This is a genomic window from Nocardioides sp., assembly GCF_041600255.1.
Lineage (GTDB): Bacteria > Actinomycetota > Actinomycetes > Propionibacteriales > Nocardioidaceae > Nocardioides.
In genome coordinates this window covers 1-23,390 of record NZ_JBFIKK010000027.1, presented here as the reverse complement: position 1 = coordinate 23,390, position 23,390 = coordinate 1, and the positions used below count along the sequence as shown (strand labels likewise).

The 23,390-nt window shown below is 71.5% G+C and carries 22 protein-coding genes; 7 read left to right on the top strand and 15 right to left on the bottom strand.

Annotated elements, in window-relative coordinates:
• Positions 1-27: 27 nt before the first annotated feature.
• Positions 28-597, top strand: a complete 570-nt coding sequence (locus ABZE72_RS05355; protein ID WP_372727989.1) for an O-methyltransferase — start codon at positions 28-30, stop codon at positions 595-597.
• Positions 598-691: 94 nt separating this feature from the next.
• On the opposite strand, the gene ABZE72_RS05350 is transcribed toward ABZE72_RS05355, so the two are convergent.
• From ABZE72_RS05350 to ABZE72_RS05340, 3 genes are all read right to left on the bottom strand, one after another.
• Positions 692-1,381: a YitT family protein gene (locus ABZE72_RS05350; RefSeq protein WP_372727988.1), complete on the bottom strand. Its 690-nt coding sequence runs from the start codon at positions 1,379-1,381 to the stop codon at positions 692-694.
• A gap of 10 nt (positions 1,382-1,391) precedes the next feature.
• Entirely contained in the window at positions 1,392-2,978 is a 1,587-nt protein-coding gene (serA, locus tag ABZE72_RS05345) for a phosphoglycerate dehydrogenase (RefSeq protein WP_372727987.1), read from the bottom strand.
• A gap of 149 nt (positions 2,979-3,127) precedes the next feature.
• Complete coding sequence (locus ABZE72_RS05340) at positions 3,128-3,865, bottom strand: DsbA family oxidoreductase (RefSeq protein WP_372727986.1); 738 nt, start codon at positions 3,863-3,865, stop codon at positions 3,128-3,130.
• 256 nt (positions 3,866-4,121) lie between these two features.
• Between ABZE72_RS05340 and ABZE72_RS05335 the strand changes: the two genes are divergently transcribed.
• Both ABZE72_RS05335 and ABZE72_RS05330 read left to right on the top strand, forming a co-directional pair.
• Positions 4,122-5,036: an ABC transporter ATP-binding protein gene (locus tag ABZE72_RS05335; protein ID WP_372727985.1), complete on the top strand. Its 915-nt coding sequence runs from the start codon at positions 4,122-4,124 to the stop codon at positions 5,034-5,036.
• Positions 5,033-5,863 (top strand): ABC transporter permease, encoded by an 831-nt coding sequence (locus tag ABZE72_RS05330; RefSeq protein WP_372727984.1) that lies wholly within the window; start codon positions 5,033-5,035, stop codon positions 5,861-5,863. The genes ABZE72_RS05335 and ABZE72_RS05330 overlap by 4 nt, the downstream gene beginning before the upstream one ends.
• A 132-nt stretch (positions 5,864-5,995) precedes the next feature.
• Here ABZE72_RS05330 and ilvC read toward each other — a convergent pair whose 3' ends face one another.
• The 8 genes from ilvC to ABZE72_RS05290 form a co-directional block, all read right to left on the bottom strand.
• Entirely contained in the window at positions 5,996-7,024 is a 1,029-nt protein-coding gene (ilvC, locus tag ABZE72_RS05325; protein ID WP_372727983.1) for a ketol-acid reductoisomerase, read from the bottom strand.
• 45 nt (positions 7,025-7,069) lie between these two features.
• A complete protein-coding gene (ilvN, locus tag ABZE72_RS05320) occupies positions 7,070-7,612 on the bottom strand; it encodes an acetolactate synthase small subunit (protein ID WP_372727982.1) in 543 nt (180 codons plus the stop codon).
• A gap of 11 nt (positions 7,613-7,623) precedes the next feature.
• Positions 7,624-9,471 carry an acetolactate synthase large subunit gene (locus ABZE72_RS05315; protein ID WP_372727981.1) on the bottom strand — a complete coding sequence of 616 codons (1,848 nt, stop codon included), beginning with the start codon at positions 9,469-9,471 and terminating at the stop codon, positions 7,624-7,626.
• 177 nt (positions 9,472-9,648) lie between these two features.
• Positions 9,649-10,293 (bottom strand): 4a-hydroxytetrahydrobiopterin dehydratase, encoded by a 645-nt coding sequence (locus ABZE72_RS05310; protein WP_372727980.1) that lies wholly within the window; start codon positions 10,291-10,293, stop codon positions 9,649-9,651.
• 109 nt (positions 10,294-10,402) lie between these two features.
• Positions 10,403-11,623, bottom strand: coding sequence for a kynureninase (locus ABZE72_RS05305; RefSeq protein WP_372727979.1), 1,221 nt, complete (start codon positions 11,621-11,623; stop codon positions 10,403-10,405).
• A gap of 19 nt (positions 11,624-11,642) precedes the next feature.
• Positions 11,643-12,608 carry a hypothetical protein gene (locus ABZE72_RS05300; RefSeq protein WP_372727978.1) on the bottom strand — a complete coding sequence of 322 codons (966 nt, stop codon included), beginning with the start codon at positions 12,606-12,608 and terminating at the stop codon, positions 11,643-11,645.
• Between the two features lie 50 nt (positions 12,609-12,658).
• A complete protein-coding gene (ilvD, locus tag ABZE72_RS05295) occupies positions 12,659-14,341 on the bottom strand; it encodes a dihydroxy-acid dehydratase (RefSeq protein WP_372727977.1) in 1,683 nt (560 codons plus the stop codon).
• 59 nt (positions 14,342-14,400) lie between these two features.
• The gene (locus tag ABZE72_RS05290; protein ID WP_372727976.1) at positions 14,401-15,483 is read right to left on the bottom strand and encodes a WD40/YVTN/BNR-like repeat-containing protein; all 1,083 of its coding nucleotides are present in this window, start codon (positions 15,481-15,483) and stop codon (positions 14,401-14,403) included.
• Between the two features lie 119 nt (positions 15,484-15,602).
• Between ABZE72_RS05290 and ABZE72_RS05285 the strand changes: the two genes are divergently transcribed.
• The 4 genes from ABZE72_RS05285 to ABZE72_RS05270 all read left to right on the top strand — a co-directional run bounded on the left by ABZE72_RS05285 (position 15,603) and on the right by ABZE72_RS05270 (position 18,951).
• Positions 15,603-16,457, top strand: a complete 855-nt coding sequence (locus ABZE72_RS05285) for a DMT family transporter (RefSeq protein WP_372727975.1) — start codon at positions 15,603-15,605, stop codon at positions 16,455-16,457.
• A 134-nt stretch (positions 16,458-16,591) separates the two neighbouring features.
• Positions 16,592-16,828, top strand: a complete 237-nt coding sequence (locus ABZE72_RS05280) for a hypothetical protein (protein WP_372727974.1) — start codon at positions 16,592-16,594, stop codon at positions 16,826-16,828.
• 82 nt (positions 16,829-16,910) lie between these two features.
• Positions 16,911-17,825 carry an alpha/beta fold hydrolase gene (locus ABZE72_RS05275; protein WP_372727973.1) on the top strand — a complete coding sequence of 305 codons (915 nt, stop codon included), beginning with the start codon at positions 16,911-16,913 and terminating at the stop codon, positions 17,823-17,825.
• A 1-nt stretch (position 17,826) separates the two neighbouring features.
• On the top strand, positions 17,827-18,951 hold the full coding sequence (locus ABZE72_RS05270; RefSeq protein ID WP_372727972.1) for a sorbosone dehydrogenase family protein: 1,125 nt from the start codon (positions 17,827-17,829) through the stop codon (positions 18,949-18,951).
• Here the strand turns inward: ABZE72_RS05270 and ABZE72_RS05265 are convergent.
• The 4 genes from ABZE72_RS05265 to ABZE72_RS05250 all read right to left on the bottom strand — a co-directional run.
• Positions 18,935-19,792 carry an ECF transporter S component gene (locus ABZE72_RS05265; protein ID WP_372727971.1) on the bottom strand — a complete coding sequence of 286 codons (858 nt, stop codon included), beginning with the start codon at positions 19,790-19,792 and terminating at the stop codon, positions 18,935-18,937. The two genes, ABZE72_RS05270 and ABZE72_RS05265, sit on opposite strands and share 17 nt — an antisense overlap.
• The gene (locus tag ABZE72_RS05260; RefSeq protein WP_372727970.1) at positions 19,789-21,372 is read right to left on the bottom strand and encodes an ABC transporter ATP-binding protein; all 1,584 of its coding nucleotides are present in this window, start codon (positions 21,370-21,372) and stop codon (positions 19,789-19,791) included. Before ABZE72_RS05260 ends, ABZE72_RS05265 begins: the two co-directional genes overlap by 4 nt.
• Complete coding sequence (locus tag ABZE72_RS05255; RefSeq protein ID WP_372727969.1) at positions 21,369-22,493, bottom strand: energy-coupling factor transporter transmembrane protein EcfT; 1,125 nt, start codon at positions 22,491-22,493, stop codon at positions 21,369-21,371. The genes ABZE72_RS05260 and ABZE72_RS05255 overlap by 4 nt, the downstream gene beginning before the upstream one ends.
• On the bottom strand, positions 22,490-23,390 hold a 901-nt coding region (locus tag ABZE72_RS05250), incomplete at its 5' end, for a hypothetical protein (protein ID WP_372727968.1). The genes ABZE72_RS05255 and ABZE72_RS05250, both read right to left, overlap by 4 nt.

The window sequence follows — 23,390 nt, the reverse complement described above, 5'->3', positions numbered from 1 at the left end:
CCCGTCCCATGATGAAAGACTCGGCCCATGAGTGCTCCGCCCGACCTCCCTCCCGTCGTGTCGCGGGCCTTCGCGGTCTCCCGCAAGGCCGGCTACGTGTCGTTCTGCCGCAACGAGACCGGCCGGCTGCTGGCGACCCTGGCCGCGACTCGGGCCGGCACGATGGCCGAGTTCGGCACCGGGTGCGGGGTGGGGACCGCGTGGCTGCGCTCGGGCGTGCGGGGATCGGACGCCCGGATCATCACCGCCGAGCTCGACGCCAAGCTGGCCGGCGCCGCCGCCGAGATCTTCGCCGACGACGAGCAGGTCGAGGTGCTCGCCGCCAACTGGTCGACGCTGCTCGACCAGGGCCCGTTCTCCCTGCTCTTCCTGGACTCCGGCGCCCCGAGCGAGGTCGGCGTCGACTGCATCGCGGACCTGGTCGAGCCGGGCGGGATCGTCGTGCTCGACGACCTGCAGCCGTGCGAGATGTGGCCGCCGGTCAGCGGCGGCCGGGTCGACGCGCTGCGCGAGGCGTGGCTGACCGACGAGCGGTTCACCGCGGTCGAGGTGATGGTCGCCGCGGACGCGTCGGCCCTGATCGCCACCAAGCGCTGACCTGCCACTTGTGGTTGCTCCTAGACCGCTGACCTGCCACTTGTGGTTGGACTGTGCAACCACAACTGGCAGGTCAGCGGGTTCTGTGCAACCTCTAGTGACGGGTCGGCGGGATGTCGGCAACCACAAGTGACGGGTCAGCGCCGGGGAGGGCGACGGTGCAGAACGGCAGCAGGTGCTGGGCCAGGGGTCCGATCGCCAGGGCGTAGAGCACCGTCCCGACCCCGGCCACTCCCCCGAGCAGCAACCCGAGTGCCACCACGGTGACCTCGATGCCGGTGCGCACCAACCGCAGCGACCTGCCGGTACGGCGGTGCAGGCCGGTCATCAGCCCGTCTCGCGGCCCGCGACCGAACTGCGAGCCGATGTAGAGCGCGGTGGCGAGCCCGTTCAGGACGACCCCGGAGACCATCAGCACCGTCCGCAACCAGAGCGCCTCCGGCTCGACGAGTACGGCGAGGGTCGCGTCCGCCGCGAGCCCGATCACGATCGCGTTCAAGATCGTGCCCAGGCCGGGCACCTCCCGCAGCGGGATCCACAACAGGAGCACGACGAAGCTGACCACGATCAGCACCTGGCCCAGCGTCAACGGCAGATAACGCGTCAGCCCCTGGTGCAGGACGTCCCAGGGAGCCAGCCCGAGGTGGCCGCGGACCATCAGCGCGAGCGAGACGCCGTACAGCGCGAGTCCGACGTACAGCTGCGGCAGTCGGCGGGCCAGCCGTCCCGCGCGTAGCTGGGCCACCGGACCCAGGTCGGTGAGCCCCGGTCGTGCCGAGCGCACGACGACCGGCTCAGACAAGGTCGACTGCCCGCACCAACCCCGCGTCGATCGCCTCCTGGATCTCGACGAGCACGTCGCCGGGGATCGCACTGTCGACCGAGAGCGCGACCAGGGCTCGGCCACCCTTGGCGTCCCGGGCGACCTGCATGCCGGCGATGTTCACCCCGGCGCCGCCGAGGATCCCGCCAACCGTGCCGACCATGCCGGGACGGTCCTCGTAGACGAAGAAGGCCAGGTGGTCGGTGGGCTCGAGGTCGACGTCGAAGCCGTTGATCTCGACCAGTCGCTCCTTCTGGTGGATCCCGATCAGGGTCCCGCTGACCGAGACCTGCGACCCGTCCGCGAGGGTGCCGCGCAGGGTGATCAGGTTGCGGTGGTCGGGGCTCTCCGGGTCGGCGACCAGGCGTACGGCGGTGCCGCGTTCGGCGGCGAGCAGCGGGGCGTTCACGTAGGAGACCTGCTCCTCGACGATGTCGGCGAAGACGCCCTTGAGGGCGGCGAGCTCGAGCACCTTGACGTCGTGGTCGGTGATCTCACCGCGCACCTCGACATCGATCTGCTGGGCCACCTCGCCGGCCAGCCCGGTGAAGATCCGACCGAGCTTCTCGGTCAGCGGGATGCCGGGACGGACGTCCTCGGCGATCACTCCCCCCTGCACGTTGACCGCGTCCGGAACGAGCTCGCCGGACAGCGCGAGACGCACCGAGCGGGCCACCGCCAGACCGGCCTTCTCCTGCGCCTCGTCGGTGGAGGCACCCAGGTGCGGCGTCGCCACGACGTTCTCGAGCTCGAACAGCGGGCTGTCCGTGCACGGCTCCTGGGCGAACACGTCCAGGCCGGCAGCGGCGATCCGACCCTCCTTGAGCGCGGCGTACAACGCGGCCTCGTCGACGATCCCGCCCCGGGCGGCGTTGACCACGACCAAGGAGTCCTTGGCCTTGCGCAGCTGCTCCTCGCCGATCAGTCCCACCGTCTCCGGCGTCTTGGGCAGGTGCACCGACATGAAGTCGGACTCGGCCAGCAACGTGTCGAGGTCGACCAACCGGACCCCCATCTGGGCGGCGCGGCCGGCCTGGACGTAGGGGTCGTAGGCCACGACCTTCATGCCGAACGCCGAGAGCCGCTGCGCCACGAGAACGCCGATCCGGCCGAGACCCACGATGCCGACGGTCTTCTCGTAGAGCTCGATCCCGGTGTAGCGCGACCGCTTCCACTGGCCGTCCTTGAGTGCACTGTGTGCCGGGGAGACGTGGCGGGCGGCCGCGAGCATCAGGGCGACGGCGAGCTCGGCGGCGGAGACGATGTTGGAGGTCGGGGCGTTGACCACCATTACCCCGGCCTGGGTGGCGGCCCGCACGTCCACGTTGTCCAGACCCACGCCGGCCCGAGCGACGACCTTGAGCCGGTGAGCGGCGGCCAGCGCCTCGGCGTCCACCTTGGTGGCCGAACGCACCAGCAGGGCATCGACGTCGCCGAGCGCCGCCAGCAGCTCGGCCCGGTCGGCGCCGTTGCAGGAGCGGATCTCGAAGTCCGGCCCCAGCGCGTCGACGGTGGCGGGGCTGAGCTCTTCGGCGATCAGGACGACGGGCTTGCTCACAGCGAGACCTCGATGGTGTTCGTGAGGAGTGTGACCGGTGGCGGACCGTGGGATCGGCCGACCGGTCGTGCACGACGCTGTGCCCGGGTCTGCGATGCTACCCGGCTCCGGTCGGGGCGGCGAGGGTGTCCCGTTGGTCGGATCTCGGCTCAGACCGCGCAGCCCTCGGGGCCGCAGGCGTCGCCGTGACCGTGCTCGTCGGCGGTCGTCTGGACGCCCGCGCCCACCATGCTGAGCTCGGGCCGGGAGTCGGCCCAGGCGCGTTCCAGCGTCTGGGTGAAGAGCTCGGCAGGCTGGGCGCCGGCCACGCCGTACCGGCCGTCGATGACGAAGAACGGCACACCGGTGGCGCCGTACGCCGCGGCCTGGCGAATGTCTGCCTCGATCGCGTCGGCGTACTCGTCGGAGGCGAGGACCTCACGAGTGCGCTGCTCGTCGAGACCCACCTCGTGGGCGAGGCGGGTGAGGACGCCGTGGTCGGCGACGTTCTCGGTGTGCAGGAAGTAGGCGGCGAGCAGGGCTTCCTTCAGCTCGTCCTGACAGCCCTGGTCGGCGGCGAGGTGCAGCAGCCGGTGGGCGTCGACGGTGTTGGAGCGCTGGGCCTGACTGAGGCGGTAGAGCAGGCCCTCCTCGGCCGCTGCGGCCTCCATCCGGTCGACCATCTGCTGTCCGGCTGCCGGTCCACCGCCGTACTTCTTGCCGAGGTGCTCGGCGATCGTGTCGGTGGCGACCTCGGGTGCGCCCGGGTCGAGTTGGAAGGAGCGCCAGTGGGTCTCGACCTCGGCCTCGGGGTGGTGCTCGAGGAAGGCGGCGAGGCCGGCCTCGAAGCGGCGCTTGCCGATGTAGCACCAGGGGCAGACGATGTCGGACCAGATCTCGATACGCATGTTGGGTCCAACAGCCCCCGGCCCGCGGATGTTCCACAGGCCGCTGACCTGCCAGTTGTGGTTGCCGCAACGACGCTGACCTGCCAGTTGTGGTTGGTGATCCGCAACCAGAAGTGACGGGTCAGCGGCTTGACGGCAACCAGAAGTGGCAGGTCAGCGGGGACGCGACCCCTGACTCCGTCTCAGGGTCGCCCCGGGGTCGAGTGGGCAGGGTCACCGATGGTCCGGTCGCGCGCGGGCCGACAGCCTTGCACTCATGATCACCATCGATGGCCTCACGAAGAGGTACGGCGGGTTCACCGCCGTCGACCATGTCTCCTTCACCGCCCCCGCGGGCCGCGTGACCGGGTTCCTCGGACCCAACGGGGCGGGCAAGTCCACCACTATGCGCATCCTGGTGGGGCTGACGCCCGCCTCGTCCGGAAGCGCGCACGTGCTGGGACGCCGCTACGGCGACCTGCCCAACCCGGGCCGGGAGGTCGGCGTCCTGCTCGATGCCTCGGCGCAGCACGGTGGCCGGACCGGCCGCGAGATCCTCACGATCGCCCAGCGCACCCTCGGACTGCCGGCTGCCCGGGTCGACGAGATGCTCGACCTCGTGAGCCTCACCCCGCAGGAGGCTGGCCGCCGGGTGCGGCACTACTCGCTGGGGATGCGTCAGCGACTCGGCATCGCGGTCGCGCTGATCGGCGACCCTGCGGGTCTGATCCTCGACGAGCCGGCCAACGGCCTCGATCCGGCCGGCATCCGCTGGATGCGCGACCTGCTGCGCGGCCACGCCGAACGCGGCGGGACGGTGTTGCTCTCCTCGCACCTGCTCCACGAGATCGAGGTCATCGCCGACGACCTCGTCGTGATCGGCAACGGCCGGATCGTCGCCAGCGGCACCAAGGCCGAACTCCTCACCACCGCCGGGACGCTCGTACGCACCCGGGAGGTCGCCGTTCTGTCCCGCGCACTCGCCGAATCGGGAGTTGCGACCGCCCCGATGGACGGCGGCCTGCGTGCCGAGGCCGACGCCGAGTTGGTCGGCCGGGTGGCCCTGGCTGCCGGCGTACCCCTGCTGGAACTGCGGGCCGCCGAGGGCGCCGGGCTCGAGGAGATGTTCCTCGAGCTCACCGCCGACACGCAGCGCGACCACTCCCCCACCCAGATCGGAGCCGTGGCATGACCACCATCGCCAGCACCCCCGCGGACACCGGTACGCCGCCCGCATCGTCACCAGCACGGGTGCGTGCGACGGACGTCGCGCCGATTCCGTTCGCCCGGATCGTCTCGGTGGAGTTGCGCAAGATGTTCGACACCCGCTCAGGGTTCTGGCTGATGGGCAGCATCGGGATCCTTTCCCTGCTCGCCACGGCCGCGGTGATCGCGTTCGGCGCCAAGGACGACCTCAGCTACGGAGCGTTCGCTGCGGCGATCGGCTTCCCGACGGCCGTCCTCCTCCCGATCGTCGCGCTCCTGTCGGTCACCAGCGAGTGGAGCCAGCGCACCGGCCTGACCACGTTCACCCTGGTGGCGCACCGTGGCCGGGTGATCACCGCCAAGGCGGTCTGCGCGATCGGGGTCGGTGTGGTCTCGATGGTCGTCGCGGCCGGCATCGGCGCACTCGGCAACCTGGTCGGCAGCACCATCGCCGGCGTCGACACCGTGTGGGACGTGACCGTGGCACATCTGGCGCTGTTCATCCTGGCCCACGTGCTGGGCATGATGATCGGCTTCATGCTCGGCGTACTGCTGCGCAGTTCCGCAGCGGCGATCGTCGGCTACTTCGTCTACTCGTTCGTGCTCACCGGTCTGACCGAACTGCTCGCCTTCCACCAGCAGTGGTTCGCGGAGATCCGGGGCTGGGTCGACTTCAACTACGCACAGGGCGCCCTCTTCGAGGGCAGCGTCACCGCCGGCCAATGGGCCGAGCTGGGGGTCTCCGGCCTGTTCTGGCTGGTGATCCCGCTGGCCGTGGGGGTCGGGCTGGTGCTGCGCTCCGAGGTGAAGTAGCGCGCCCACTCTCCACAGGCCGCTGACCTGCCAGTTGTGGTTCCCCGAAATGCCGCTGACCTGCCACTTTCGGTTGCGATAGGCAACCAGAAGTGGCAGGTCAGCGGCTTGAGAGCAACCAGAAGTGGCAGGTCAGCGGGTGGCGGTGCCCTCGGTGTAGTCCGAGTCGTGGCTCTTGACCCAGCTCATCAGCTTGCGGAGCTCGCGGCCGGTGGTCTCGATCGGGTGCGCCTCACCCTGCTCGCGGAACTTCGTGAACTCCGGCGAACCGTTGTCCATGTCGGTGATGAACCGCTCCGCGAAGGCGCCGTTCTTGATGTCGTCGAGGACGGCGACCATGTTCGCCTTCACGTCGGGCGTGATCACGCGCGGGCCGGAGACATAGTCACCGAACTCGGCCGTGTCGGAGACCGACCAGCGCTGCTTGGCGATGCCGCCCTCGTACATCAGGTCGACGATCAGCTTCAGCTCGTGCAGGCACTCGAAGTACGCGACCTCGGGCTGGTAGCCGGCCTCGGTCAGCACCTCGAAGCCGTACTGCACCAGCTGCGAGGCGCCACCGCAGAGCACGGCCTGCTCGCCGAACAGGTCGGTCTCGGTCTCCTCGGTGAAGGTGGTCTTGATGCCGCCGGCGCGCAGGCCGCCGATCGCCTTCGCGTACGACAGTGCGAGGTCCCAGGCCTTGCCCGAGGCGTCCTTCTCGACGGCGACGAGCACGGGCACGCCGCGGCCGTCGACGTACTCGCGGCGGACCAGGTGGCCGGGGCCCTTGGGGGCGACCATGAAGACGTCGACGCCTTCGGGCGGGGTGATGTACCCGAACCGGATGTTGAACCCGTGACCGAAGACGAGGGTGTCACCGGGCGCGAGGTGCGGGGCGATCTCCTCGGCGTACAGCTTCCGCTGGTGCTGGTCGGGAGCGAGGATGACGACGACGTCGGCCTCCTCCACCGCCTCGGCGGGGGTCAGGACGCGCAGACCCTCGGCCTCGGCCTTGGCGCGGCTCTTCGATCCGGGCTGCAGGCCCACCCGGACGTCGACGCCCGAATCGCGCAGGGACAGCGCGTGGGCGTGGCCCTGGCTCCCGTAGCCAATGACGGCCACGTTCTTGCCCTGGATCAGGGCCAGGTCGGCGTCGTCGTCGTAGAACATCTCAGCCACTGGGGGCTCTCCTTCTGGTGGTGGGTACGTCGGGTGGTGCGGAGCTCAGCCGAGCCGAGCCGGCGGAGCAGGAACAGGAACAGGTCGCAAGGTGCGCTCACTGACCGAGCGCGAACCCCGGCCGATGGCGACCATGCCGGACTGCACGAGCTCGCGGATCCCGAAGGGCTCCACGACGCGCAGGAAGTCGGCGAGCTTGGCGGCGTTGCCGGTGATCTGGATCGTGACCGCGTCGGTCGCCACGTCGATCACCTTCGCCCGGAACAGCTGGACGGTGTCCAACACCTGGCTGCGGGTCTCCGCGGTGGCGGCCACCTTGACCATCATCAGCTCGCGGTTGACCGAGGCCTCCGGGTCGAGCTCGACGATCTTGATCACCTCGATCAGCTTGTTCAGCTGCTTGGTGACCTGCTCGAGGGGCGACTGCTCGACGTTGACCACGATGGTCATCCGCGAGACCTCGGCGTGCTCGGTCGGGCCGACGGCCAGGGACTCGATGTTGAAGCCGCGACGACTGAAGAGGCCCGCGATCCGGGCCAGGACGCCCGGCTTGTTCTCGACCAGGACGCTCAGGGTGTGGGTGCTCATTCTCCAGCTCCTCAGAGGTCGTCTTCGTCGAATTGCGGGGCGAGGTCGCGGGCGTACTTGATCTCGTCGTTGCTGGTCCCGGCGGCCACCATCGGCCAGACCATCGAGTCGCGGTGCACCCGGAAGTCGACGACGACCGGGACGTCGTTGATCTCCATCGCCTTGGTGATGGTGGCGTCCACGTCGGCGGGGTTGTCGCAGGCGAGTCCGACACAACCGTAGGCCTCGGCCAGCTTGACGAAGTCGGGGATCCGCTTCGAGTGCAGGTCGGTGTTGGAGTAGCGCTCGTTGTAGAAGAGCGTCTGCCACTGCCGCACCATGCCGAGCGACTCGTTGTTGATCACCGCGACCTTGATCGGGATGTCGTTGATCGCGCAGGTCGCGAGCTCCTGGTTGGTCATCTGGAAGCAGCCGTCGCCGTCGATCGACCAGACCGTGGCGTCGGGCATCCCGACCTTGGCGCCCATCGCGGCGGGCACGGAGAAGCCCATCGTGCCCAGACCACCGGAGTTGATCCAGGTGTTCGGGTTCTCGTAGCCGACGAACTGGGCGGCCCACATCTGGTGCTGCCCCACGCCGGAGGTGTAGATCGCCTCCGGGCCGGCGATCGCGCCGAGCCGCTCGATCACGTACTGCGGGGCGAGCCCGCCGTCGGTCGGCTTGTCGTAGCCGAGCGGGTAGGTCCGCTTCACGCCGGCGAGGAACTCGACCCAGGCCTCGTAGTCGCCGGTGTGGCCGGCATCCGCCTCGACACGCAGCGCGGAGAGCAGGTCCACGATGACCTCGCGGCAGTCCCCGACGATCGGCACGTCGGCTGCGCGGTTCTTGCCGATCTCGGCGGGGTCGATGTCGGCGTGGATCACCTTGGCGCCCGGCGCGAACGAGTCGAGGTTGCCGGTGACCCGGTCGTCGAAGCGGGCGCCGAGGCTGATGATCAGGTCGCTGCGCTGCAGTCCGGCGACCGCGGAGACGGTCCCGTGCATGCCCGGCATGCCCAGGTGCTGCGGGTGGCTGTCGGGGAACGCACCGCGCGCCATCAAGGTGGTCACCACGGGCATGCCGGTGAACTCGGCGAGCGCGCGCAACTCCTTGTGGGCACCGGAGCGGATGGTGCCGCCGCCGACGTACAGCACCGGGCGGCGGGACTCCAGGATCAGCCGAGCGGCCTCGCGGATCTGCTTGGCGTGCGGCTTGGTCACCGGGCGGTAGCCCGGAAGGGTGATCTCGTTGGGCCAGTCGAACGAGGTCATCGCCTGCAACGCGGACTTGGCGACGTCGACGAGAACCGGGCCGGGACGGCCGGTCGAGGCGATGTAGAACGCCTCGGCCACGGTCCGCGGGATGTCGGCCGGGTCGGTCACCAGGAAGTTGTGCTTGGTGATCGGCATCGTGATGCCGCGGATGTCCGCCTCCTGGAAGGCGTCGGTGCCGATCGCGGCCGCGCCGACCTGACCGGTCACCGCGACGAGCGGGACGGAGTCCATGTGGGCGTCGGCCAGCGGGGTGACGAGGTTGGTCGCACCGGGGCCCGAGGTCGCCATGCAGACGCCGACCTTCCCGGTGGCGGCGGCGTACCCCTGGGCGGCGTGCCCGGCGCCCTGCTCGTGGCGAACCAGGATGTGCCGGATCGAGGAGTCCATCAGGGGGTCGTAGGCGGGCAGGATCGCGCCGCCGGGGATGCCGAAGATGTTCTCGACCCCGGCCGCCTCCAACGACCTGATCAGGCTCTGCGCGCCGGTGATCTGCTCGCTCATGGCCCTACTTCCTACTCTGACCTCCGGCGTTCCCGCCGGTGTCGTGCTCGTGTCCGCTGACGTGCTCGGCCCTGTCCAACAAAAAACCCCTCGGCCGAGTGGCAACGAGGGGATGACGCGCGTGCTGTGCCCGGAGGGCTCAGCTCACGCGTCGCGTGCGTACAAGAAGGGGCTGGCGCATGGCTTCACGGTAGCCCCACCCCCGCGGGCCGTCATCTCCGGCCGCCTGTCGTCTCACCATGCGGGACGTTGATCCCACATGGTGGCGACGCAGGCGACGGGTCAGCGGTCTTGCCACGTGGTGACGCAGGCCCGGTTGCCCTGGGCGTCGGCGAGCACCCAGAAGCGTGGCGCCCGGTCGTCGCCGACCAACGTGCCGCCCGCCTCGAGGGCCGCCGCCACCCGGGCCTCGGCCTCCTCGGGCGGCACCCGGACGTCGAGGTGGAAGCGTTGGCGCGGGGTCTCGTGGGCTGTCGTCTGCTGGAACCACAGGGTCGGCAGTCGGCCCATCGGGTCGACGAGCTCGTCGTCGCTCGCCGAGTCGGACATCGCCAGCACCGCGCGCCAGAACGGCTTGATCGCCTCTGCGTCCTCGGTGTCCAGGGCCAGCTCCAGCACCTGGGTGGAGGCGGGGTCGGCAACCGCCTGCTCGGTGGCCGCGAGTTCACTGATCGTCCGCGCGAGTCGTACGTCGCGCCCGGTCACCCCGCCCGCGTCGTGGCTGGTGAGCCGAACCGCGAGTGCGCCATAGGTGAGCTCGAGATCGGGGTGGTGGTTCATCTCCTCGGCGGCCTGCCCGATGGCGTCGACGAGCCGCAGGCCGGTGGCGAAGTCGCCGGTCCGGAAACGGGCGTGCAGGGCGTTGAAGAGCATCCGCCAGTCGCTCAGCTGCTCCGTCTCGACCTGCTGGGGCGTCAGCGTGTCCATCCCGGTCATCGTGCACACCTCCTGGTCCCCGGCCCGGAATCGGCCCTGTCGTCACGATGCCACAGCGGGCGGAGATCGCCGAGAGCCCCACGGTTCTGGGGAGCTCCGATCAGGGCACCAGACCGGCCAGTGCCTCGCGTACCGCCTCCAGGCCCGAGCGGACCTCCGCGAACGAGGTGGACAGCGGGGACAGCCCGATCCGCAGGCCCCCCGGCTCGCGGTAGTCCGGGATGACGTCGCGGGCCCAGAGCACCTGGGTCACCTCCCGCATCGCCGGGTGCACGAGGGCGACGTGGCCGCCCCGACGTGCGGAGTCGCGCGGTGAGGCGATGTCGACGTGGGCGGGTGCGAGCAGCTCCTCGGCGACCTCGATCGCGTACTCGGTCAGCGCGATCGACTTCTCGCGGACGGCGTCCATCCCGACCAGGTCGACCAGGGCCAGCATGTCCTGCATGGCGAGCATCCCGATCACCGGCGGCGTACCGCTGAGGAAACGACGCATGTCCGGCGCCGGCTCGTAGACCGGCCCCATCAGGAAGGGCTCACGACTGCCCAGCCACCCCTGGATCGGCTGGGTGAGTTCGTCGACCAGCCGGGCGGCGACGTGCACGAACGCCGGAGAGCCGGGGCCGCCGTTGAGGTACTTGTAGGTGCAGCCGACCGCGATGTCGATGTCCCACTCGTCGGCCAGGATCGGCACCGCGCCCACCGAGTGGGAGACATCCCAGAGCACGAGAGCGCCGGCCTCGTGGGCGATCGCGTTGAGGGCGGGTACGTCGGTCAGCCAGGCGGACCGGTAGGCCACATGGCTCAGGACGACCAGGGCGGTCCGGGGCCCGACCGCAGCGGCCAGCAGCTCCGGGGTGACGCCGGCCGAGGGGTCCACGTCGACCCAACGCACCGTGAGGCCGCACTCGTCGGCGACCCCCTGGGCGACGTACCGGTCGGTCGGGAAGTTGTCCCGGTCGACCACGATCTCCGTGCGTCCGGGGCGAGCGGCGACGGCGGCCCGCATCATCTTGTAGAGCAGGACCGTGGTGGAGTCCCCCACCACGGTCGTGCCCGGCGCCGCCCCGAGGGCCACTCGGCCGATCTCGTCGCCGACGGTGCCGGCCAGGTCCATCCAGCCCTCGTCCCAGCCGCGGATCAGCCGCTCGCCCCAACTGTCCGTGACGAACGTGGCCAGACGTTGCCCGGTGACTCGCAGCGGCCGTCCCAGGGAGTTGCCGTCGAAGTAGACCAGGGGCGACTCGGAGCCGACGAAGAGGTCGCGGTGGGCGACCAGCGGGTCGGCGGCGTCGAGCTGGGCGGGATCGCGTGGGGTGGTCATGGCGCCTTGTCTGGTGAGATCACTGGTAGCTGACGAATCGCACGCGGGGCCGGATGCGGTGGATCTCCCGCGCCCCCATCCGATCATGGTCCTCGTCGTAGAAGAGCTTCATCCCCATCAGGAACTGCTGCGGCCGCTTCACCGCGTGGTACGTCGCGAGCTTCTCGCGCTGGGTGCCGAACCCGTCGACGTGCTGCACGGTCGCGAGCCGGGCCCGGGAACTGACCCGCGCGATGTCACGGATCATCGAGGTCCGGAACTGGTGCAGCAGCACGAGCTTCTGGGGCAGACGGTGACGCCGCGTCAGATCGGCCAACCAACGAGTGGTCCGGTTGATCTCGCGGGCGCTGACCGATCCGATCACCCGGCCGGGCACCTGTCCGGGAGCCATCCGCCACTCAGGGTCCAGGGCGAGCCCGACCCACGGGTCCCGCAACGCCCAGGCCCAGCGCTTCGCCACGGTCAGGAAGTCGGAGCGGCCGGGCTGCAGGTCGAGCACCAGCAGGGCGCCGTGCTCGTGGGCGGCCTCGATGTGGCGCCGGACCTGCCGTCGGGTGATGTCGTGGCTGTAGTCCCCGTCCGGGCCGGGGACCCGGTCGGCGATCGTGACGATCAGCTCGTGCACGACCTGCACCGGACGCCGCGGGCCACGGAACGGCCGGGCTGCGCGTCGTACTCGTCGATGCATGGTGGCGGGATCGGTCTCCCCCAGCACGCCGAGGGCTCCGGTGCCGGCCGTGCCGTAGTAGGCCACCAGGAAGCGTCCGTCCCCGAAGATCTGCTGTCCCCCGGAGGGCAGCGCCGTACGTCGGCGTTCGAGCTCGTCGGCCGCAGCCGGCTCGTCCGGCGCAACCACAACTGACGGGTCGGCCGGGGTGGGAGCAACCACAACTGGCGGGTCGGCCGGGGTGGGAGCAACCACAACTGGCAGGTCAGCGGCCTTGTCCTCGGCCCCCCAGGCGATGGTGATCAGCCCGACCAGCATCAGCAGGACCAGGAAGAGGACCGGTCCCCGGTTGTCGGCAGGCGAGGAGGTCAGCTGGTCACCGCTCCGTGCGCGGCCGACTGGACGATCTTGGCGTACTTGCCCAGGACACCGCGGGTGTACTTCGGAGGCTTCGGCGCCCATCCCTCGCGCCGCGCCTCCCAGGAGTCGCCCTCGGGCAGCTCGACGTCGAGGCTGCGGTTGGCGACGTCCAGGGTGATCGAGTCCCCGTCGCGCACGAAGGCGATCGGGCCACCGTCGGTCGCCTCCGGAGCCAGGTGGCCCACGCAGAGACCGGTGGTGCCGCCGGAGAAGCGGCCGTCGGTGAGCAGCAGGACGTCCTTGCCGAGGCCGGCGCCCTTGATCGCCCCGGTGATCGCCAGCATCTCGCGCATGCCCGGGCCGCCCTTGGGGCCCTCGTAGCGGATCACCACGACGTCGCCGGCGGTGATCAGTCCCTCGGTCAGGGCGTCCATCGCGGCGCGCTCGCCGTCGAAGACCCGGGCCGTGCCGGTGAAGACCGACTCGTCGAAGCCGGCCGACTTCACGACCGCACCCTCCGGAGCGAGCGACCCCTTCAGGATCGTGATCCCACCGGTGGCGTGGATCGGCCGGTTGACCGCCCGGATCACGTCGTCGTCGACCCCCGGGGGCGCGATGTCGGCCAGGTTCTCCGCCAGCGTCTTCCCGGTGACGGTCAGGCAGTCGCCGTGCATCAGCCCGGCGTCGAGCAGGGCCTTCATCACCATCGGGATGCCGCCGACCTTGTCGACGTCGTTCATCACGTACTTGCCGAACGGCTTGAGGTCGCCCAGGTGCGGCACCTTGTCGCCGATCCGGTTGAAGTCGTCCAGGGTCAGGTCGACCTCGGCCTCGCGGGCGATCGCGAGCAGGTGCAGCACGGCGTTGGTGGAGCCACCGAGCGCCATCACCACGGTGATGGCGTTCTCGAACGCCTCCTTGGTCATGATCTGGCGCGCGGTGATGCCCTTGCGCAGCATGCCGACGACGGCCTCGCCGGAGCGGTGGGCGAAGCCGTCGCGGCGACGGTCGACGGCCGGCGGTGCGGCCGAGCCGGGCAGGGACATGCCCAGCGCCTCGCCCACGGCGGCCATCGTGTTGGCGGTGTACATCCCGCCGCAGGCGCCCTCACCGGGGCAGATGGCCCGCTCGATGCGGTCCACCTCCTCGCGGGTGATCTTGCCGGCGAGGCAGGCGCCGATCGCCTCGAAGGCGTCGATGATCGTGACGTCGTTGCCGTCGACCTGTCCGGGCATCGTGGAGCCGGCGTAGAGGAAGACCGAGGCGAGGTCGAGGCGGGCCGCGGCCATCAGCATCCCGGGCAGTGACTTGTCGCAGCCGGCCAGGAGGACCGAGGCGTCGAGACGCTCGGCCATCATCACGGTCTCCACCGAGTCGGCGATCACCTCGCGGGAGACCAGCGAGAAGTGCATGCCCTCGTGTCCCATGGAGATGCCGTCGGAGACGGAGATCGTGCCGAACTCGAGCGGGTAGCCACCCGCGGCGTGCACGCCGTTCTTGACCGCCTTGGCCAACCGGTCCAGGGACAGGTTGCACGGGGTGATCTCGTTCCAGCTGGACGCGACGCCGATCTGGGGCTTGACCCAGTCGTCGTCGCCCATGCCCACGGCGCGCAGCATGCCGCGCGCAGCGGCCTTCTCCAGGCCGTCGGTGACGTCGCGGGAACGGGGCTTGATGTCCGGTTGATCCATGCGTCGATCCTAGTTCGCCCCGCCGACGGAGACCGGCACCGGTTCGAACGGCGAGAGGATCAGATCGCGGCCGCCCGTACGACCATCACGTCCGGCAGGTCCGTGACCAGCGCGCGCCAGGTTGCCCCGTCGTCGAACGAGCCCCACACCGATCCGTTGCGGGCGCCGAGGTAGAGGCCGGCCGCGGTGTGCTCGTCGGTGCACAGGGCATCGCGCATCACCGCGACGAAGAACGTGTCCGGCAGCCCGTCACCGAGCTCCTCCCAAGTCTGGCCGGCGTCGCGCGAGCACCACACGCGTGCCTTGGCCCCCGGTGGGTAGCGCTGGTCTCCTCCGTTGATCGGGAAGACGAAGACGGTGTCCGGCTCGTGCGGGTGCACCACGATCGGGAAGCCGAACTCGGCGGGGAGCCCGTCCGCGATCGAGGTCCAGCTGGCGCCGTGGTCGTCGGAGCGGTAGACGCCCCCGTGGTTCTGCAGGAAGAGCCGCTCGGGACGGGCGGGGTGCCGGGCGACCTTGTGCACGCACTGGCCGAACTCCGGGTACTGCTGACCCTCGGGCAGGAACTCCGCGCGCAGGCCCTGGTTGCGCGGCTCCCACGACGCCCCACCGTCGTTGGTCTGGTAGACCCCGCCGGTGGACAGGGCGGCCGTCACCGACCTGGGGTCGGTGGGGTGCGGCAGCACCGTGTGGAACGCCTGGCCCCCGAAGCCAGCCGCCCACTCCGGCCGGTGGGGGTGGTCCCACAGGGCACGCTCGAGCTCGAAGCTGGCGCCGCCGTCCTCGGAGCGCCACACCGCCGCCGGCTCGGTGCCGGCGTAGACGACGTCGGGCTCGGCCCCGGCCGTGAGCTGCCAGACCCGCTCGACGCTCGCCCCGGCGCCCTCGGGGAAGCGGATCGCCCCGTTGGGGGTCTCCTGCCAGCTCCGGCCGAGATCGTCGGAGCGGCGGACCTGCGGCCCGAGCCAGCTCGACGAGGCGCCGGCTAGCAGCCGGGGCTCCTCGCCCCGGGTGTCGATCAGGCAGGAGTAGACCTCCTCCATGTCGAAGTGCGGCCCGGAGAACTCCCAGTCCTCCCGGTCCTCGTCCGACCTCCCGATCCACAGGCCCTTGCGAGTGCCCACCATCAGCACGGTCTCCACGGCGGCTCCTCCTCGATCCACGGCCCCCCGATGGGCCCGTGGAGAACCTACGCCGCGCCACCCCCTGTCGGCGAGGGACGAGTCGACGGACCGGGCCGGGTCCCCCCTACGCTGACCCGGTGAGTCTGCGCCCCTCCCCCGTCTGGCTGGTCCTGGTCGGGATCGCCTCGGTCCAGTTCGGCGCGGGGGTGGCCAAGAGCCTCTTCGACGAGGTGCCCGCCACCACGCTCGTCTGGCTGCGGCTGGTCACCAGCGCGTTGATCCTGGCGCTGGTCGCCCGGCCGGTGCTGCGCGGGCGCACCCGCCACGACTGGCTCGTGGTGGTCGGGTTCGGCGCCAGCCTCGGCCTGATGAACTGGGCGATCTACCAGTCGTTCGCACGGATCCCGCTCGGCCTGGCCGTCACGATCGAGTTCGTCGGGCCGCTGACCCTGGCCGTGCTCGGCTCACGTCGGGCCCGGGACTTCGCGTGGGTGGTGCTGGCGGGCCTGGGCGTCGGCCTGCTGGGCTTCGAGCGGACCGACCTGAGCCTGGCCGGCGTCCTGTTCGCGCTGCTCGCGGGCGCCGCCTGGGCCGCCTACATCCTGCTCAGCGCACAGACCGGCCGCCGCTGGGCCGGCCTCGACGGGTTGGCGGTGGCCAGCATCGTGGCCACCGTCCTGCTGCTGCCGGCCGCCCTGGGCAGCGGCAGCGAGCACCTCGCGGACGGACGGATCCTGCTGCTGGGTGCAGCGATCGGCCTGCTCAGCTCGGTGATCCCGTACAGCTGCGAACTCTTCGCGCTGCGGTCCCTGTCGCCGGCCGTGTTCAGCATCCTGATGAGCCTGGAGCCGGCGGCCGCCGCGGTGGTCGGCATCGTGGTGCTCCACGAGTTCCTGACCCCGCTCCAGTGGCTGGCGATGGCCTGCGTGGTCGCGGCCAGCGTCGGCGCCACGCGCAGTCGGGCCCCCCTGGCCGAGCCCGTACCCGACTGACCCGACCGATCCGACCGATCCGACCGGTCCGACCGGTCCGGGGGACGTTCACGTGATCGTCATGCGGCGTTGTTCCGTGTTTACCGATTCGTGACCTAGGATCAGGGCTTCGCACCAACCTCGGGGGAGCTCCATTGACCAGCACGACCCAGTACATCCGTGCCCGATTGCTCAGCGGCGCCATCGACCCGCTGCGCCAGGCGCTCGGCCAATGGCCGGTCAAGTCGCAGCAGCGCGCACGGCGCAACGCGATGAGGGCCTGCACCGCGCTCGCCCAGACCCGCGCGGAGCGCGAAGAGGTCGAGGAGTTCCTGGCTCGGCACGAGGCCCGCCGTCTCGGTCCCGACACCGACCGGGCCGCCCAGGGCTGAGCACGGCCGCACCCGGAAGACGCCGGGTGAGGTCGGCCACAACGTCCCGCGATGCCCCGGCGCGCTGCGGCATGATCGGCGCATGCCGACCTCCGCCGCCCGCGCCGCTGCCGCCACCTCGCTCGCCTTCCACGAGGTGCTCTCGGACGACGGCACCCGGCTGCAGGCGTGGACCAACGACCCTCACGAGCGGATCGTCGGACCGACCGTCCTGCTCTGCAACGGGCTCGGCACCAGTCCCTGGACCTGGCCGGCCCTGCTGCGCGAGGACTGCGGCGTCCGCGTCGTGTCCTGGAACCACCGTGGCACCGGCGGCTCCGAACGACCCGCCGACCGGCACCGCGTCGGGATCGAGGAGTTCGTCGAGGACGCGTTGTCGGTGCTGGACCACTTCGGGGTCGACCGGGCCGTCGCGATGGGCTGGTCGATGGGGGTGAACACGATGTTCGAGCTGGCCGTGCGGCACCCCGAGCGCGTCATCGGCCTCTTCGCCGTGGCCGGTGTGCCCGGTGACACCTTCGCCACGATGCTCGGTCCGCTGCGACTGCCGCGCGTCGCCGCCCGGTTGATGACCGTCAACGCCTCGCGGGCGATGAAGCACGCCGGCTGCCTGCTCACCCCGATCGCCAGCCGGCTGCCGGTGGGACCTCGGGCGATCGACCTGCTCACCCGCACGGGTTTCATGTTCCGGGTGCCCGACCCTGACCTCGCCGCAGTCGCCGTGGCCGAGTTCCTGACCACTCCGCTGGACTGGTACTTCCACCTCGCCCTGCGCACCTCCACCCACGCCCGGGTGTCGTTGAGCGCGATCTCGATCCCGAGTGTTTTCGTCGCGGCCACGTACGACGTCCTGGCCGGCGCCCGGGACATGGCCACCGCCGCTGCCCGGATCGAGGGCGCGGAGTACCACGAGCTGAAGGCGAGCCACTTCGTGCAGATGGAGCAGCCCGAGCGGGTGCACGCCCTGCTGCTCGCCTTCCTCGCCCGGGTCTCCTGACGTGCGCCGTCGCAGCATCGGCCCGGCGCTGGCGGGGCTGCTCCTGCTCGCCCTCGTCGCGTGCTCCGAGGAGGAGCCCACGCGGGTGCCGGGCCCGCCCACCGTCACGGCCGACGCCGGCCCACCCCCCTCCGCGACGACGGGCGGGACGGACCGGCCGCGCGTCGTCGAGACGGTCGCCAGCGGCCTGAGCGTCCCCTGGGGCCTGGCCTTCCTGCCGAACGGCGACGCGGTGGTCACCGAGCGCGACAACGGCCGGGTGCTCCTGCTCTCCGGACCCGACCACACGCTGCGCGACCTCGGCACCCTGGACGAGACCCGCCCCCAGGGCGAGGCCGGCCTGCTCGGCGTCGCGGTCTCCCCCGACTTCGAGACCGACCGCCGGCTCTTCTTCTACCTGACCACCGACGAGGACAACCGGATCGTCTCCGCGACGTACGACGACGGCCGGCTCGGCGCGACCACGCCCGTCCTGACCGGCATCCCCAACGGCTTCATCCACGACGGCGGACGCCTCGCGTTCGGCCCCGACGGCCACCTCTACGCCTCGACCGGCGAGATCGGCGAACCCGAGCTGGCCCAGGACCTCGACTCGCTCGGCGGCAAGATCCTGCGGATCACCCCCGAGGGCGAGCCGGCCCCCGGCAATCCGTTCGAGGACTCCCCCGTCTGGTCCTACGGGCACCGCAACGTCCAGGGACTCGCCTTCGACGACGAGGGCCGGTTGTGGGCCTCGGAGTTCGGCGCCCAGGACTTCGACGAGCTCAACCTGATCGAGCCCGGGGACAACTACGGCTGGCCGACGGTCGAGGGCAACGGGGACCGCGAGGGACTCGTCGACCCCCAGGTCGTGTGGTCCACCGACACTGCCTCACCCTCCGGGCTCGCCTTCCTGGACGGGCGACTCTGGCTGGCGGCCCTGCGCGGCGAGCGGCTGTGGCGCATCGATGTCGACGACACCGGGACCGCCACCTCGCCGGCGGACTTCCTCGGGGGCGAGTACGGCCGCCTGCGCACCGTCGCGGTGGCCCCCGACGGCCGGCTGTGGCTGACCACCAGCAACCGCGACGGCCGAGGCAACCCGGCCGCCGACGACGACCGGATCCTGGTCATCGACCCGCGCTGACCCGCTCCCCGGCCGACCGGACGACCCCGGTGACCGTGGCCCGCCGCGCCGCCCGCCGCAGCGTGGTCAGCACGGCCGGGCCGAGCACGACGAGGGCCACGGTGTTGGTGATCGCGCGCCCGGTGTCCCAGCTGCCCGTCGAGGTCAGCAGGGTGTAGACGCCGAAACGCTGCAAGTTGTCCCAGAGCGGGTCACCGGCGACGTAGCCGAGGCCACCCTCGTGTCCGGGCACCTGGATGCCGACCACGAACGGCCAGGCCGACAGGTTCATCAGGATGCCGAAGGCATACGCCGCGAAGATGCCGTACACGACCAGCATCAGGATTTCGCGTCGGCCGGTGACCCGACGTGGCAGCAGGCCGGCGCCCATTCCCACCCAGGCGGCGACCAGCATCTGGAAGGGCAGCCACGGGCCGACGCCGGCGGTCATCAGGGCCGAGGCGAACAGTGACGTGCAGCCGAGCACGAAGCCGAAGCCGGGGCCGAAGACCCGCCCGGCCAGGATCAGCAGGAAGAAGACCAGCTCGACGCCGGCGGTGCCGGCCGAGAGGCCGCGCAGCAGCGCGTTGATCGCGCTGAGCACGCCGAGGATCGCCAGCACCCGTGGGTCGAGTCCCCCCTCGCCGATCTCGGCCAGCACCACCGCGATCACGATCGGCAGCAGGGCGAGGAAGAGGAACGGCGGGTCGATCCGGGCGTCCTGGGGCACCTGCAGGAAGAGCGGCCAGGTCAGCATCATCAGCCCGGCCAGCGACGCCACGGCCAGCACCAGCGCCGAGCGCGGAGCCAGCGGTACGGCGACCGGCAGCGGGCGAGGAGCCCGTGGCTCCCGCCGCCTCATCGTGCCTCCCCCCAGGCCGCCACGACCTCGTCGACGAGCAGCCACGGGGCGCCCAGGACCTTGGTGACCTGGGGCGCGAAGGAGGGCGACTCGGCGACCACGCGCCGTACCGGGCCAGACGACACGACCTCGCCCTCGGCGAGCACGACCACCTCCTGGGCGACCTGGGCGACGAACTCGACGTCGTGGGTCGCCACCAGCACCGCGTGCCCGTCGGCGGCCAGGCCGCGCAGGATCTCGGCGAGCACCGCCTTGGCCGCGTAGTCCAGGCCGCGGGTGGGTTCGTCGAGCAGCACGATCGGGGGCCGGGAGACCAGGATCAACGAGAGCGCCAGCGCCAGTCGCTGGCCCTCGGAGAGGTCGCGCGGGTGCGCGTCGCCGGCGATCCCGGGCACCAGACGGTCCAACAGGGTGCGACAGCTGCCGTCCCCGCCGTCGGCCGCGGCGCACTCCTCGGCGACGGTCTCGAGGTAGAGCAGGTCGGCAGCGTTCTGCGGCACCATCCCGACCAGCTCCCGCCGACCGGCCGCATCGAGCCGGGCAGGGTCCAGCGCGCCCACGGCCACCGAGCCCCCGTCACGGCGTCCGCTGCCCTGCAGCGCCCAGAGCAGCGAGGACTTGCCCGAACCGTTGCGGCCCATCAGCGCCGTCACCCGTCCCTGGGGCAGGGCCAGGTCGACCTCGCGCAGCGCCACCGTCGCGCCGTGCACGACGCTCAGGCGAGAGCTGGTGAGGGCACTGTCGGTGGGCTGCTCGAGCGCGACGACCGGTGGGGTCGGCGCCGGTTGCTCGCGAGCCCGCCGCCGGGCGTCGCGGACGCTGAGCGGCAACGGCTGCCATCCCGCTGCCCGTCCCAGTTCGACCAGCGGCGGCACCACCGGCGAGGTCTGCAGCAGGGTGGCCGGGTCGCCGACCTGCACCCGGCCCTGCCCGGTCATCAGCACCATCCGGTCGGCGAACGGGATCACCCGCTCTAACCGGTGCTCGGCCAGCAGCACCGAGACGCCCAGGTCGTGCACCAGGCGGGTCAGCGTGGCCAGCACGTCCTCGGCCGCGGTCGGGTCCAGCGCCGAGGTGGGCTCGTCGAGGACCAGCAGCCGCGGGTGCATGGTGAGCACCGACCCGATCGCGACCCGCTGCTGCTGGCCCCCGGAGAGAGTGCGCAGCTCGCGGTTGCGGAGCTCGGCGATCCCGAGCAGGTCGAGCGTCTCCTCCACTCGACGTCGCATCGTGTCGGCCGGCAGCCCGAGCTGCTCCATCCCGTAGGCCAGCTCGTCCTCGACCGTGTCGGTGACGAAGCCGGCCGCGGGGTCCTGCCCGACGTAGCCGACCAGGTGGGCGCGGTCGCGGGGCGGACGGCGTACGACGCTGACGCCGTCGAGGAGCACGTCACCGTCGAGGTGTCCACCGCTGAACCGCGGCACCAGACCGGTGACGACGCCGAGCAAGGTCGACTTGCCGACGCCGGTGGGCCCCGAGACCAGGACGAGTTCGCCCTCCTCGATGGTCAGGTCCACGCCGGCCAGGACCGGGTGGGCCGCGTCGGTGTAGCCGAACCGGATGTCGCGCAGCTCGATCATGCGGCCACCCGCTCGGGTCGTTCCGCGGGCGCGGGCATCGGGGCCACGGCGGCGTACGGCGGCGGCGCACAGAGGGCCCCCAGCAGCGAGACCAGGACACCCAGCAGGGCGACCCCGCTCACGATCGGCACGGAGACCACGTCCGGGAAGGCAACGGCCGTCTGCTCCCGGGCCACCCACCAGCCGACGGCGCCGACGGCCACTCCGGAGGCGACGACGACCAATTCGGGCCAGCGCCAGCGGTCGGGACGGTAGCGGGTCCGCTCCACCCGCCGACCGGCGCTCAGCAGCCCGGCCGCGGCGGTCAGCACCCCGACGCCGAGCATGGGCAGGGCCAGCACCCGGGGGGCGGTCCGGTCCAGCACGGCGTACACGCCGACGCAGATGCCCATCAGGCCCAGCAGCATCAGCGCACCGGTCGCCCGTCGGCGTGCAGCGGAGAGATCGCCGGCCCGGCCGTAGCCACGGGCATCCATGCCGGCCGCCAGCGCGAGCGAGCGCTCCAGGGCGTCCTCGAGGACCGGCACCAGCAGCCGGCGCAACCGGGCCACCCGCCCGGTCTCCCCGGCCCGCAGGGCCTGCGCCGCCCGAACCCGCCGGACGCTGTCGGCGAACTGCGGCAGCACGGTCACGGCCACCACCAGCGCGGTGCCGATCTCGTAGAGGGCCGGAGGCACCGAGCGCAGCAGCCGCTTGGGGTTGGCCAGCGCGTTCGCGGCGCCGATGCAGATCACGATCGCGGCGAGCCGCAGCCCGTCGTACAGGCCGGAGAGCAGCGCCTCGCTGGTGAGCGGGCCGAGCAGGGAGATCCCGGCCACCCAGTCCGGCAGCGGGATCCGGGGAAGGTCGAGCAGCACGTGGCCGTCGTACACGCCGCCGAAGACGATCCGGAAGAGCACCCGGATCACCACGATCGCCACCCCGACCAGCACGTAGAGGCGGAAGGACCGCGCCCACGGCTGGTCGGAGCGCCTCGCCATCACGGCCGTCGTCGCCACCCCGATGAGCAGGAGCAGCACGAACGGATTCGTGGTGAGCGAGGCCGCCGTCGCGAGACCGATCGCCCACAGCCACCAGGCCACGGGGTGCAGGTCGCGCGGAAGGCGGGCGGCGGAGGTCACGGCCGTGCGAACCCGCGCCGACGGCGTACGACGGCCGTGACGCCGGCTGCCGCGAAGAGCACCGCGATGCCGACGGGCGCGACCCAGACCGGTAGCGCGGCGTCGTCGTCCTGCGCGGCGTCGGTGAGCTGCCCGCCCCCCTGAGCGGTCTGCGCCGGGTCCGCGAGCGCGGTCGACTCCCCTGCGGTCGGTGAGTCGGAGGCGTCCGCACGGGCCTGGCGTCGCTGGCGCTTCTCCTGTCGCTGCTTCCGGCTCTGCGCCTCGGAGGTCCCGGCCGCGGCCGAGGCACCCTCCGATGTGGTCGCGGTCGGGCTGCTCGACGCGCCCCCCGGTGCGGCGGTGCCGCCGGCCGAGGAGGAGGAGCCACCGGAGCCCGAGCCACCGCCCGTGCCGCCGCCGTTCGCCCCGCCCTGCGACGGCGAGGCCGACGGGGAGGTCGACGGAGAGGCCGACGGCGACGGCGCCGGCCCGGGCGTGCCCGGTGCCACGCCGGGCGGAGAGCTGTCCGCGGACCCCTTCCAGGACAACGCGATCGAGCCGCCGTCGGGGACCTTCAGGGAGTCGATGCCTTGGGAGGAGAAGGTCCACGTGCCCGACTCACCGTCGGACCACCACAGGCTCCAGTAGGCGTCGGAGGGAGGCGTGTTCACGCAGGGGTCCTCAGCAGGGACTCCGTCGACCCGGCAGACGAAGCCGGGCTGGCGCTGCACCCGGTCGAGGCTGAACCCCGCATCCTTGAACCGCTCGGCACCGTTCTGACCCGAGCCCGGGTCGCAGACCTGGCGCAGCCCGCCACCGAGCTCGTGGAAGTCGACCACCACCGTGACGCCGGCAGTCGTCGTGCAGGCGGCCGCTGCCGCCGGCGCCAGGGGCAGGACGGCGCCCGTCGCCGCGAGC

Excerpts from the sequence above, each read along its gene's own strand:
- ABZE72_RS05310 (WP_372727980.1), bottom strand. The coding sequence starts at position 10,293 with ATGGACACGCTGACGCCCCAGCAGGTCGAGACGGAGCAGCTGAGCGAC.
- ABZE72_RS05335 (WP_372727985.1), top strand. The coding sequence starts at position 4,122 with ATGATCACCATCGATGGCCTCACGAAGAGGTACGGCGGGTTCACCGCC.
- ABZE72_RS05265 (WP_372727971.1), bottom strand. The coding sequence starts at position 19,792 with ATGAGGCGGCGGGAGCCACGGGCTCCTCGCCCGCTGCCGGTCGCCGTA.
- ilvD (WP_372727977.1), bottom strand. The coding sequence starts at position 14,341 with ATGGATCAACCGGACATCAAGCCCCGTTCCCGCGACGTCACCGACGGC.
- ABZE72_RS05330 (WP_372727984.1), top strand. The coding sequence starts at position 5,033 with ATGACCACCATCGCCAGCACCCCCGCGGACACCGGTACGCCGCCCGCA.
- ABZE72_RS05355 (WP_372727989.1), top strand. The coding sequence starts at position 28 with ATGAGTGCTCCGCCCGACCTCCCTCCCGTCGTGTCGCGGGCCTTCGCG.
- ABZE72_RS05300 (WP_372727978.1), bottom strand. The coding sequence starts at position 12,608 with ATGCTGGTCGGGCTGATCACCATCGCCTGGGGGGCCGAGGACAAGGCC.
- ABZE72_RS05275 (WP_372727973.1), top strand. The coding sequence starts at position 16,911 with ATGCCGACCTCCGCCGCCCGCGCCGCTGCCGCCACCTCGCTCGCCTTC.
- ABZE72_RS05305 (WP_372727979.1), bottom strand. The coding sequence starts at position 11,623 with ATGACCACCCCACGCGATCCCGCCCAGCTCGACGCCGCCGACCCGCTG.
- ilvN (WP_372727982.1), bottom strand. The coding sequence starts at position 7,612 with ATGAGCACCCACACCCTGAGCGTCCTGGTCGAGAACAAGCCGGGCGTC.
- ABZE72_RS05340 (WP_372727986.1), bottom strand. The coding sequence starts at position 3,865 with ATGCGTATCGAGATCTGGTCCGACATCGTCTGCCCCTGGTGCTACATC.
- ABZE72_RS05260 (WP_372727970.1), bottom strand. The coding sequence starts at position 21,372 with ATGATCGAGCTGCGCGACATCCGGTTCGGCTACACCGACGCGGCCCAC.